Raw genomic sequence first — 11,664 nt, forward strand, 5'->3', positions numbered from 1 at the left:
TCACACTTCGGTTTCGGAGCGGTCTTCGCTCCACCGGGTGTGGAACGTGCCGGGCTTGTCGATGCGCTGGTAGGTGTGGGCGCCGAAGTAGTCACGCAGCCCCTGGGTGAGGCTGGCCGGAAGCCGCTCGGCGCGCAGCGCATCGTAATAGGCCAGCGAGGAGCTGAACACCGGTGCCGGCACCCCGTAGGTGGCCGCCGCGGCAACCACCCGGCGCCAGGCCGGCAGGCACTCATTGATCGCTTCGGTGAACTCCTCAGCAAACAAAAGGTTCGCCGGCCGCTGACCAGCCGGGGCTTCATAGGCCTTCATGATGGTGTCCAGCAGATCCGCGCGGATGATGCACCCGGCCCGCCACAGTGAGGCGATCGTGCGCATATCCAGGTCCCAGCCGTACTCCTCGCCGGCGGCGGTGAGCATATCGAAGCCCTGGGCGTAGGAGACCAGTTTGGAGGCATAGAGCGCCTTGCGCACATCCTCAACGAAGTCCTGCTGGGCGTCCTCGGAGGCGTAGAGGTCCGTTGCTGCCACACTGGTGCTGACCCCAGCGGTGAACACCTGCTGAGCCTGCTGACGCAGCGTGCGCTGCGAAGAGATCGAGCGGGCGAAGACCGACTCGGCGATGGTACTCACCGGAGAGCCGACCTCCAAACCTGAGATCGCCGTCCACCGGCCGGTGCCCTTCTGCCCGGCAGAGTCGGTGATCACATCCACCAGCGGCCGTCCGGTGAGCTCATCCTCCTGCTCCAGGACCTCGGAGCTGATCTCGATCAGGTAGGAGGCAAGATCAGTGGTGTTCCAATCGCGGAACACCTGCGCCTGCTGCCCCGGCTCGAGCCCGGCCAAGGAGCGCATCAGGTCATAGGCCTCACCGATGACCTGCATATCGGCGTACTCGATGCCGTTGTGCACCATCTTCACGTAGTGCCCGGCCCCGTCGGTGCCCACCCATGCGCAGCAGGGCTCACCGTGATACTCAGCTGCGATGCTCTCCAGCATCGGGCCCAAGGTCTGATACGACTCCGCAGAGCCGCCGGGCATGATCGAAGGCCCGTGCAGAGCACCCTCCTCACCGCCGGAGACGCCCACACCCACAAAGTGCAGGCCCTTCTGGCGCAGAGCCTCCTCCCGACGCCGGGTCTCCTCATAGAAGGAGTTGCCCGCATCAATGACGATGTCGCCGGCATCCAGCAGCGGCACCAGCTCATCGATCACCGCATCCACAGGGGCACCAGCCTTGACCATGACCAAGACCCGCCGCGGAGGTTCCAAAGCCTCAACCAGCTGGGTCAGTGACTCGGTACGGACGAAGGCCCCTTCAGCTGAGTAGGAGTTGATCAGCGCATCCGTGCGGGCCACGGTGCGGTTGTGCAGAGCGACGGTATAACCGTTGCGAGCAAGGTTCCGGGCCAGATTGGCCCCCATCACCGCCAGGCCGGTCACTCCAATATCAGCGCCCATGTGTTGCGTCTCCCTCATACAGAGTCGGTTTGTGCAGAGTCGGTGTTGAGTCGGTCACTGCCTCCACGATCCTACCCGGGGGCAGATGCGGCGGCTCAGTCGCCCACCGCGTTGCGGCCGCGCCGGACCAGCAGCGGGTCAGGCTCGCCGACGATCTCGTGATCCTTGCCCTCATACTCGAACTGGGAGAGGAAATAGCGCATCGCGTTCAGCCGCGCACGCTTCTTATCATTGGACTTGATCGTGATCCACGGCGCGTGATCGGTGTCGGTGCGCCGGAACATCTCCTCCTTGGCCTCGGTGTAGGCCTCCCAGCGGTCCAGGGACTCCAGGTCCATGGGCGAGAGCTTCCACTGCCGCACCGGATCGATCTGTCGGATGGCGAATCTGGTGCGCTGTTCCTTGCGCGTCACCGAGAACCAGAACTTCGTCAGGTGGATTCCGGCGTCGATGAGCATCTGTTCGAAGACCGGAGCCTGCTGCATGAAGGTCTCGTACTCCTCGTCGGAGGCGAAGCCCATCACTCGCTCCACACCGGCCCGGTTGTACCAGGAGCGGTCAAAGAGGACCATCTCCCCGGCGGTCGGCAGATGATAGATGTAGCGCTGGAAGTACCACTGACCCTGTTCACGGTCACTGGGCTTGGACAGGGCCACCACCCGGGCCGTGCGCGGGTTGAGATGCTCGGTGAAACGTTTGATGGTGCCGCCCTTGCCGGCGGCGTCGCGGCCTTCGAACACGATGACGTGCTTGAGGCCGTAGTCCTCGGCCCAGTACTGGAACTTCAGCAGCTCCACCTGCAGGTGATACTTCTCCAGCTCGTAGAACTCCCGGTCCAGACGCTCGTCGTAGGGGTAGTTCTCGTGCCAGGTCTCCACAGCGTTGCCGTGCGGGTCGATCAGGTCCGGATCCGGGGTGTGGCCGTCGGTGACCTTGTAGCCGCCCTCGCGCAGCTGGTCAATGAACTCGCGCAGATTCTGCCGGGGTTCTGACTCCAATCCTTCCCAAGATTGTTTGACCATCGGTTCAGACCCCTTTCCGTGAGTGATGACGACGTCGCCATAGAAGCACTGAGCAGTGAACGGCTGATGAACGTGGGACTAGGTACACTACAACGCCTGCTCCCCCATCTGTCCGCTTCGGACCAGTGCGGTGAGCCGTGAGACGGCACGGTGGTACTTCTTCATGTAGCCGCCGCTCATCATCTCCGCGGTGAAGAGCTGGTCGAAGGGCACGCCCGAGGCGACGACCTTCACGTCCTGGTCATAGAGCCGATCGGCCAGCACCACGAAGCGCAGCGCCAACGCCTGCGCCGTGATGGTCTCCACGTCTTTGAGTACCAGCACATCGACGTCGGTGAGCAGCTGTCGGTAGCGGCTGGGATGGACGGTGGAGAGGTGCTCACACAGAGCGGTGAAGTCATCGACCACCACCTGCTGGTCGCTGAAGTGCTCTGCGGCGAACTCTTCCACCGCTGAGTCTGCCAGCGGCGGCGGAGCTTCTGCCAGCCCGCGGTGGCGGTAATCCTCACCGTCGACGCGGACCACCCGGAACTGATCGGCCAGCACCTGGATCTCCCGTTTGAAGTCATCGGCGGCGAAGCGCCCGTCCCCCAGCGCGCCCGGCAGGGTATTGGACGTCGCGGCCAGTTTGACCCCTGCATCGGCCAGCTCGCGCAGCAGCCGTGACATCAGGGTGGTGTCGCCAGCGTCGTCCAGCTCGAACTCATCGATGCACACCAGCTGGTAGCTGCTGAGCACCTCCACTGTTCTGCGGAAGGAGAGGGCGCCGACCAAGTTGGTGTACTCCACGAAGGTGCCGAAGGCCCGCCGGTCACCGGGGACCCCGCGCTCACCGGCGGCGTGGTACAGCGAGGCCAAAAGGTGAGTCTTGCCGACGCCGAAACCGCCGTCGAGGTAGATTCCTGCCGCACCGGCAGGCTTGGACTTGCCGCCGAACAGCCTGCCGAGCAGCGAGCCAGCAGGTTTGGCGCCGATCGTCTGGGTGAAGCCGCGCAGCGCCTCGACTGCCTCCGCCTGCGAGGGGTGCGCCTGGTCAGGGATGTAGGAGTCGAAGGAGACCTCAGCAAAGCGGAACGAGGGTTCCAAGCCGGCCAGCAGATCATCGACGCTCACCTGGGGTGTGCGCTGCGAGAGGGGCGTGGCAGTTTCGATGGTGGAGGCCATGGTCTCCACTCTACTGAAATAATCGCGCCGTCCTGACGTTGCCCCAGATGACAACAGCCTGTGAGCCGGTGGACGCCCGGCGTAAGCTGAAGGCATAAGTGACCACGATTCCGTGAGCCCTATGAAAGGTGGCCCATGACTGAGAAGGACCTCTCCCAGTACGCCAACCCCGAGGCGCTGGTCAGCACCGACTGGCTCGCAGAGCATCTCAACGACCCCAACGTGGTGGTTCTTGAGTCCAACGAGGATGTGCTGCTCTTTGAGACCGGCCACATCCCCTCAGCGGTGAAGATCGACTGGCACACCGACCTCAACGACCCGGTCACCCGGGACTTCCTCGACGCTGAGGCGTTCGCCGAGTTCGCCTCCTCCAAGGGGATCAGCCCGGACTCCACGCTGGTGTTCTACGGCGACAAGTCCAACTGGTGGGCTGCCTATGCGCTCTGGGTGTTCACCCTCTTCGGTCACCAGGACCTGCGGCTGCTGGACGGCGGCCGCGCCAAGTGGATCGATGAGGGCCGGGAGGTCACCACGGAGGTTCGCACACCGCAGCGGACCCAGTACCCCGTCCCGGCCCAGCGCGATGACCAGACCTTCCGCGCGTTCCGCGAGGACGTGATGGATCACTTCGGCAAGCCCATGATCGATGTCCGCTCCGGCCCCGAGTACACCGGTGAGGTCACCGTGGCCGCCGGCATGGAGGGTGAGGGCGCCCTGCGCGGAGGCCACATCCCCACCGCCGCCAGCGTTCCGTGGGGCAGCGCAGCCAACGAGGACGGCACCTTCAAATCTCGCGCCGAGCTGGAGGAGATCTACACTCAGCAGGCGGGAGTCGGCCAGGCCGATGAGGTGATCGCCTACTGCCGCATCGGGGAGCGCTCATCCCACACCTGGTTCGTGCTCCAGCACCTGTTGGGCTACCCCAACGTGCGCAACTACGACGGTTCCTGGACCGAATGGGGCAACGCTGTGCGGCTGCCTATCGCTGTGGGCGAAGAGCCGGGGGAGGCTCCCCGCCGGTAGCATGGAGACATGACCGAAACCGCTGATCTTCCGCAGACGCTGACCGAGATTGTGGAGGACTTCCACGCCGTCTCCGAGCGGGAGCGGCTCGAGCTGCTGCTGGAGCTCTCCCGCGAACTGCCGGAGCTGCCCGAGACCTACGGGGGCAACTACCACGAGCAGATGGAACAGGTGGTGGAGTGCCAGTCGCCGCTGTTCTTGGCAGTTGAGTACGACGACGACGCCAACACCGCCCAGCTGATCTTCTCCGCTCCAGCAGAAGCACCCACCACCCGGGGCTTCGCCTCCATCCTGCAGCAGGGCCTTTCGGGGCTGACCTACCAGCAGATCTTGGACGTCCCCGATGACCTGCACCAGCGGATGGGACTTGCCAAGGCGATCACGCCGCTGCGCCTACGTGGAATGAGCGCGATGCTCGGCCGCGTGAAGCACAATATTCGCCAGCACCAGGGCCAGCGGGCCGGCTGACCTCGTTCGGCTAAGCCCCGGCCTGCTCGTCGGCCGGCTCCTCCTCCAACGGGCGCTGGCCCGGCTCAGGCCGGGTGAACAGGTCCATCAGCCAACTATGGACGTGCTCGTTCCACCGGTCGGGATTGTGATTCCATTCCTTGACGTGACGGGCGTTGGTGAACGGCACGAACGAGACCATGGAGTTCTTCTGGGCCAAGTCCCGGCTGGGGCCGTAGGGGACCACGTTGTCGTCGATGCTGTGCAGGATCTGGGTGCGCATATGCAGCTGATCGGCACGGTCGATCCAGTTGAGCACCTTCAGGTCCAATGGGGAGGCCAGACCGGTGACCCGGCGGCCGGCCCTGTTGGAGATGAACCAGCGGGTCAGTCGCCCGACCGGTTCAGGGATGTTCAGCGCCCGAGCCTGGGAGGCGAGCACGTCGATCCAGTCGATGACCGGGCCGGTGAGCACCAGTCCGCGCACGCGGGTGGCCAGCGGGGACAGGTCGGCCGCCTGCAGACAGATCGCTCCGCCCATCGACCAGCCGAAGAGGACGACCTCCTCTGCCCCGTGGTCCAAGGCATAGCGGACCCCGGCCTCCACGTCCTCCCACTCGGTGATGCCCAGGCCGTACTTGCCGTCGGGAGCGGCCGGCGCCTCACCGTCATTGCGGTAGGACATCAGCAGCGAGTCGATTCCCAGCGCCGCCGCCACCGGCAGGGCCTTGATGCATTCGGTGCGCCGGCCTCCGCGACCGTGGACCATCACCGCCCAGATGTTCTTGCCCGCCAGTCGGCCCGCTGAGCCTTTGGCGGGCACGTACCAGGCCGGAGCCCGCCCACCGGGCAGATCGACGAGCACGTCGTCGGCGTCGAATCCCGCCTCCTTTGGGTTGAGGTACACCACGGAGGACCACCACCCACGCACTGCGGTGCGCAGATCCCCGCTGCTGACCGACTCCACACGCCTGGCCAGCGTGCCGTCGCGGGGAGTGAAGCTGGTGATCTCGCCGATGCGGGCGAAGGACTGTCCGCCGTCGAAGTAGAGTCCGTAGACTCCGTCGACCATGGTCTCCGGAGTGGCCGGCAGAATGACCTCGTCGCCGTCGCGCCCGCTGACCACGGCCAGAACCTCCAGGTCCTCCACACGCTCCTTGACGGGGGTGACCACCCGGTGGGCGAAGTAGCCGGCCACAGCCGAGGCCGCAGCAGTCAGCGTCATACCCGCAGCCAGGCCGGTGCCGGCACCCAGGGCTGCAGCACGAACCCATGGGGTCGGTTCGGATTCCCCGCGCATGCGCCCAAGCAGGGCCTTGACCTGTCGCTCCCCCCTGGCCTGAGCCCATTCGGAAGAGTCTCTGGCTCGCCGCAGTGCGCGCTTCAGATCCCGGTTCATATCCCTCCCTGATCGTGACACCTCTGCCCCACTCTACGGGCACACTTGACTTCCTCCCCCGCCTGAAGGTGGGGGATTCCTACACAGCCCCGAGGAGGGTCGGGGTCTGTTCGGCGGGTTCCTGCTTCATCGGCTCTGCCAGCACGGGTGCTGGTCTTACGCTGCCTCCACAGGCGTTTTCGATCTCCGCCAGTCCGGCGGCGATCATCACATTCACAGCGGCATTGATGTCCCGGTCCAGCACCGCGCCGCAACAGGAGCAAGACCACTGCCGGATACCCAGCCCCTTCTTCCCACCGGAACATCCGCACTCGGAGCACAACTGCGAGGATGGGAACCACTGGTCCACCGTGACCACCGTGCGCCCAGTCTCCTCCGCCTTCTCGCGGATCAGGCGCAGGAACTGCGACATGCCAGTGTCGGAGAGCGCTTTGGCCAGCCGGTGGTTGCGGATCATGCCTGCCACGTTGAGTTCTTCGAGTCCGATGGCGTGGGTATTGTCCACCAGTGCTCGGGCCTGCTTGTGGTGATGATCCAACCGGGCTTGCCGCACCTTCCGGTGCTGCTTGGCGACCTGGGTTCGTGTCTTCTGCCGGTTCTTCGATCCTTTCTGGCACCGGGAGAGCTTGCGTTGGGCACGGGCCAGCTTCCGCTCACGGGCCTTCAGATGCCGGGGGTTGACGATCTTGTGACTGGTGCCATCCTCGTAGGCGACAGCAGCTAAGCTGGTGATGCCTACATCAACACCTGCCGCAGCATGGGCGGGCTCCAGGGCCTTGCGTGGTTCGACCTCCACCACGAAGCTGACCTCATAGGTGCCATCAGCATGAGCGGTCACCGTCACCGACGATGGAGCAGAGGGCAGAGGCCGGGACAGCACCAGAGGCAGCCTGCCGATCTTCGGCAGGGTGAGGAAACCATGGCCCTGATGGGACTGGTCCTCCACCTTGAACCCGGCATTGCGGGCGAACCTCATCCGATGAGTGTGCTGATGCTTCGACTTCAACCTGGGTCGGCCGATCCTCGGCCCCTTCCGGGTGCCCGAGAGGCTGGCGAAGAAGTTTCGGTACCCAGCTTCGGCATCGCGGACGGACTGCTGAAGCATCGCCGAGGAGACCTCCGCCAGATACGGACGAGCACCACCAGGTGCCTTGGCCTCGATCAACACTCTCCGGGAGGTCTCAGCGAAGCTGACCTCCCTATGGAACCCGGCCTGATACAGCCGGCCTCGCTCTGCGACGAAGTCGTTGAACACCGCGCGAGCACACCCCAATGACTTCGCCAGCATCCGCTGCTGGTCCCCGGTGGGGTGAGCCCACGAGATACTTCAGCACTGCCGGAAGGTGATGTCTAAGGTCTGTGATGACTTCGGCTGCGAACTGGCGGAGTTCAACGGCGAGGAAGACCATGTCCACCTGCTGGTACGCTTTCCCGCCACAGTCCAGCTCTCGAAGCTGGTGAACTCGCTGAAGGGCGTCTCCTCCCGCATCTTGCGGCGGGACCACATGAAACACCTTCGCCGGTACCTCTGGGGTGGGCATCTGTGGTCACGGTCGTACTACGTCGGCACTGTGGGTGGCCCCACCATCGAGAAGGTCGAGGAGTTCATCAGAGGCCAGCAGCGCCCAGAGTGAGCGCGCGATTCACCTCCAACCTGAAGGCGGGAGCACTCTCGCGCTATCAGTAGAATGGAGGAATGAGTAATGATCAGTACCGTGAGCAGCTCTCCGACTTCGAATACCACGTGCTGCGCCAGGGCGGAACGGAGCGCCCCTATACCGGTGAGTACTGGGACAACGAGCAGACTGGGGTCTACACTTGCCGGGCCTGCGGCGCGAAGCTTTTCGAATCAGACACAAAGTTCGACGCCCGCTGCGGCTGGCCCAGCTTCTATCAGCCCAGCGAAGACGCCAACGTTACCTATATTAAGGACACCTCCTTGGGTATGGAGCGCATCGAGGTGCGCTGCGGCTCCTGCGAGTCGCACCTGGGACACGTGTTCCAGGGTGAGGGCTTCGAAACGCCGACCGACCTGCGCTACTGCGTCAACTCCATCTCCATGCGGTTCGAAGAGAACGCACAGGCCGGGCAGGGCTGATAGTGGGCAGCCAGCGCGCCCGCGGCTCAGCCGAACTTGATCCCACCTTCGCCTCAGACAACACCGCGGGAGTCAGCGCCGAAGTGCTGGAAGCGCTCAGTGACGCCAATGCGGATTCGGCCCTGCCCTACGGGGCGGATGCCAGCAGCGAGCAGCTGACCCAGTGGGCCAAGGCGGAGTTCGGCGCCCAGGCGCAGATCCTGCCGGTCTTCAACGGAACCGGCGGCAATGTGGTGGCCTTGCAGGCGCTGCTTCCCCGGTGGGGCGGGGTCATCTGTGCCCAGCAGGCCCACGTGAACAACGACGAGGGTGCGGCCCCCGAACGAGTGGGCGCGATGAAGCTGCTCCCCCGCCACACTGCCGATGGAAAGCTCACCGGTGAGGACATCCTCGCCGAGACCTCGGCGGTGGGATTCGTCCACGCCGCTCAGCCCTTGGCGGTGAGCCTCACCCAGTCCACTGAGCTGGGGTCGCTCTATACCTTGGAGGAGACGGCGGCGCTTGCCGAGACTGCACACGCCCACGGTATGGGCGTCCACGTCGACGGCGCCCGGATCGCCAACGCGGCCGCGGCGCTGGGGGTCTCGCTGGGCGAGGCGAGCGCTGATGTCGGCGTCGATGTGCTGTCCCTGGGCGGCACCAAGAACGGGGCCATGTCAGCTGAGGCGGTGGTGGTGATTAACCCCGAGCGCAGCCGCGGAGCCGACTACATTCGCAAGTTCTCGATGCAGCTGGCCAGCAAGCAGCGCTTCATCTCCGCCCAGCTGCTCCGACTCTTCGGATCTGAGCTGTGGCGCGACAATGCGAAACACGCCAACGCGCAGGCGGCTTCCCTGGGTGAGCAGCTGGCCCAGATCCCCGGGGTGCGACTGGCCGGCTCCCCGGCCGTCAACGCGGTTTTCCCGGAAGTTCCGCAGGACGTGGCAGCGCGTATACAGAGCCGATACCTGGCCCACGTGTGGGACACCGCCCCCACCGGAAACCCGGTGCTGCGGCTGATGTGCTCCTGGCAGACCACCGACGAGCAGATCCGGCAGCTGGTCGCCACCGCCGCCGGGGAATGAGCCGGTGTGCGGCGTGCCTGACTCACCTGCAACGCACTGATCTCTAGTCTGAGCAGGTGACCCTTTTCGGACCCTTGGGCGACTCCGCCGCGCGCGCGGCGGCTGGGCCCGGCATCGACCAGCTGCCGGAGTCGTTCCGCAGTGCGCTCACCCAGCTGCGCCGCGCCGCCCCGCGCCCTGAGGCCCTGGTCCAAGAGGTCCCCGCCCCGCGCAAGCTTGCCCCGTATGCGGTGGCGCTGCGCGCCGAAATCACCAGCGAGGCCGCCAGCTCCGGCGCACACCCGGTGACCCGTCTGCGCCGGAGCGCTGAAGGGCAGGAGAACCTGGCCACCGGTCGGATGATCCTGCTGCACGACCCGGCCGGCCAGCAGGCCTGGGGCGGAACGTTCCGGATGGTCATCTACATTCGTGCCGCCCTGGAGCCCGAAATGGGAAACGACCCGCTGTTGGCCTCGGTGGCCTGGACGTGGCTGTGCGATTCGCTGGCCCAGTACGGGGTGGAGTACTCCCACGCCGGTGGCACGGCGACCCGCATCCTGTCCGAATCCTTCGGCTCCCTGCAGAGCCGCCAGGCCAGCAACGATGTGGAGCTGCGCGCCTCCTGGACCCCGGCTGACACCTCGTTCGCCCCACACATGGAGGCGTGGGCCGATATGGTCTGCTCCTTCGCAGGTCTGCCGCCGGTGCCCGACGGAGTGCTCACCCTGCCCCACATTCGGAGGGGCTGATCATGGCGGAACAGACGGACCAGACGCCCCCAGAGAGTCAGCTGCGGCTGCTCACCGAACCCGACCAGGGCGTGCCGCCGGTCATTGAGACCGACCGTGGGCTGCAGCGCGCCGCCGAAGCCCTGGCAGCCGGCACCGGGCCGGTGGCCGTCGACGCCGAGCGCGCCTCCGGCTTTCGGTACGGCCAGCGCGCCTTCCTGGTGCAGCTCAAGCGGGCAGGTGCCGGCATATGGCTCATAGACCCCGAACCCTTCGACACGCTGATCCCGATCCAGCGGGCCCTGGGCGAGGCAGAGTGGATTCTGCACGCCGCCAGCCAGGACCTGCCGTGCTTGGCCGAACTGGGGATGCACCCCCACCACCTCTTCGACACAGAACTGGCTGCCCGTATGACGGGGCTGCCGCGAGTGGGCCTCGGCGCGGTCGTGGAGCACCTGTTGGGCGTACGCCTGGCCAAAGAGCATTCCGCCGCAGACTGGTCCCGGCGCCCGCTTCCTCAGGACTGGCTGCGCTACGCCTCCCTCGATGTGGAGCTGCTGATCGAACTGCGCGCGCAGCTGAAGGACCTGCTGGATGAGCAGGGCAAGAGTGAATGGGCCGCCGAGGAGTTCGAGCATCTGCGCACGCTCAGACCGGCTCGGACTCCCAAGGCTGAGCGGTGGCGACGCACCAACGGTCTGAGCAGGCTGAAGTCGCCGCAGAAGCTGGCGGTGCTGCGAGAACTGTGGTCGGCCCGCGAATCGCTGGCGGAGAAGAAGGACATCGCCCCCGGGCGTCTGCTGCCGGACTCAGCGCTGGTGGCTGCGGCTGATGCTCAGCCGCGCACTGTGCCCCAGCTGCTGGCCGTGCCCGGGTTCCACGGCCGCGCCGCCAAACGTGAGGCTCCGCGCTGGGTCCGCACCGTGCAGACCGGAGCAGCCGCCGAGGATCTGCCGGTGCGCCGGGTGTCCAGCAACGCCCCGCCGTCGCCACGCAGCTGGAAGGAACGCAGCCCGCTGGCCTTCCGGCAGTTCCGCACCGCCAAAGCGCGGCTGGCAGCGCACGCTGAGGCGCTGCACGTCATGCCGGAGACCCTGCTGGCTCCAGCGGTGCTCAAGCAGCTGTGCTGGGAGCAGCCGGCGCCCATAAACCTGGACACCGTCACGCAGCGACTGCGGCAGCTGCAGGCCCGTCAGTGGCAGATCCAGCAGACTGCCGCCATCATCACTGTGGCGCTGTTGGAACCGGATCCGCTGGAGGAGCTGTGAGCGTCCCGCTT

12 protein-coding genes are annotated in these 11,664 nt (G+C 65.8%); 7 read left to right on the forward strand and 5 right to left on the reverse strand.

The window, feature by feature from the left end:
- The 3 genes from gndA to zapE all read right to left on the reverse strand — a co-directional run bounded on the left by gndA (position 1) and on the right by zapE (position 3,647).
- On the reverse strand, positions 1 to 1,461 hold the full coding sequence (gene gndA, locus FHX47_RS02620; RefSeq protein WP_183357312.1) for an NADP-dependent phosphogluconate dehydrogenase: 1,461 nt from the start codon (positions 1,459 to 1,461) through the stop codon (positions 1 to 3).
- Between the two features lie 95 nt (positions 1,462 to 1,556).
- Positions 1,557 to 2,459 (reverse strand): polyphosphate kinase 2, encoded by a 903-nt coding sequence (gene ppk2, locus FHX47_RS02625; protein WP_425484881.1) that lies wholly within the window; start codon positions 2,457 to 2,459, stop codon positions 1,557 to 1,559.
- A 111-nt stretch (positions 2,460 to 2,570) separates the two neighbouring features.
- Positions 2,571 to 3,647, reverse strand: a complete 1,077-nt coding sequence (gene zapE, locus FHX47_RS02630; protein WP_183357314.1) for a cell division protein ZapE — start codon at positions 3,645 to 3,647, stop codon at positions 2,571 to 2,573.
- A 135-nt stretch (positions 3,648 to 3,782) separates the two neighbouring features.
- On the opposite strand from zapE, the gene FHX47_RS02635 reads away from it, so the two are divergent.
- Both FHX47_RS02635 and FHX47_RS02640 read left to right on the forward strand, forming a co-directional pair.
- A complete protein-coding gene (locus FHX47_RS02635) occupies positions 3,783 to 4,670 on the forward strand; it encodes a sulfurtransferase (RefSeq protein WP_183357315.1) in 888 nt (295 codons plus the stop codon).
- A 9-nt stretch (positions 4,671 to 4,679) separates the two neighbouring features.
- On the forward strand, positions 4,680 to 5,138 hold the full coding sequence (locus FHX47_RS02640) for a SufE family protein (protein ID WP_183357316.1): 459 nt from the start codon (positions 4,680 to 4,682) through the stop codon (positions 5,136 to 5,138).
- A 10-nt stretch (positions 5,139 to 5,148) separates the two neighbouring features.
- Here the strand turns inward: FHX47_RS02640 and FHX47_RS02645 are convergent, their stop codons facing one another.
- Both FHX47_RS02645 and FHX47_RS02650 read right to left on the reverse strand, forming a co-directional pair.
- Positions 5,149 to 6,516 carry an alpha/beta hydrolase family protein gene (locus tag FHX47_RS02645; RefSeq protein ID WP_183357317.1) on the reverse strand — a complete coding sequence of 456 codons (1,368 nt, stop codon included), beginning with the start codon at positions 6,514 to 6,516 and terminating at the stop codon, positions 5,149 to 5,151.
- A gap of 79 nt (positions 6,517 to 6,595) precedes the next feature.
- Positions 6,596 to 7,840, reverse strand: coding sequence for an RNA-guided endonuclease InsQ/TnpB family protein (locus tag FHX47_RS02650; RefSeq protein WP_343064314.1), 1,245 nt, complete (start codon positions 7,838 to 7,840; stop codon positions 6,596 to 6,598).
- Between FHX47_RS02650 and tnpA the strand changes: the two genes are divergently transcribed.
- The 5 genes from tnpA to FHX47_RS02675 all read left to right on the forward strand — a co-directional run bounded on the left by tnpA (position 7,839) and on the right by FHX47_RS02675 (position 11,653).
- A complete protein-coding gene (tnpA, locus tag FHX47_RS02655) occupies positions 7,839 to 8,150 on the forward strand; it encodes an IS200/IS605 family transposase (RefSeq protein WP_343064315.1) in 312 nt (103 codons plus the stop codon). The genes FHX47_RS02650 and tnpA overlap by 2 nt on opposite strands.
- 62 nt (positions 8,151 to 8,212) lie before the next feature.
- Positions 8,213 to 8,614: a peptide-methionine (R)-S-oxide reductase MsrB gene (gene msrB / locus FHX47_RS02660; protein ID WP_183357320.1), complete on the forward strand. Its 402-nt coding sequence runs from the start codon at positions 8,213 to 8,215 to the stop codon at positions 8,612 to 8,614.
- Between the two features lie 2 nt (positions 8,615 to 8,616).
- Complete coding sequence (locus tag FHX47_RS02665; protein ID WP_183357321.1) at positions 8,617 to 9,678, forward strand: beta-eliminating lyase-related protein; 1,062 nt, start codon at positions 8,617 to 8,619, stop codon at positions 9,676 to 9,678.
- A 56-nt stretch (positions 9,679 to 9,734) separates the two neighbouring features.
- A complete protein-coding gene (locus FHX47_RS02670; RefSeq protein WP_343064273.1) occupies positions 9,735 to 10,406 on the forward strand; it encodes a DUF3000 domain-containing protein in 672 nt (223 codons plus the stop codon).
- Between the two features lie 2 nt (positions 10,407 to 10,408).
- Positions 10,409 to 11,653, forward strand: a complete 1,245-nt coding sequence (locus FHX47_RS02675; RefSeq protein WP_183357322.1) for an HRDC domain-containing protein — start codon at positions 10,409 to 10,411, stop codon at positions 11,651 to 11,653.
- Positions 11,654 to 11,664 lie beyond the last annotated feature (11 nt).

The sequence above is a fragment of the Garicola koreensis genome, from assembly GCF_014195445.1.
Taxonomy (GTDB): Bacteria; Actinomycetota; Actinomycetes; order Actinomycetales; family Micrococcaceae; genus Nesterenkonia; species Nesterenkonia koreensis.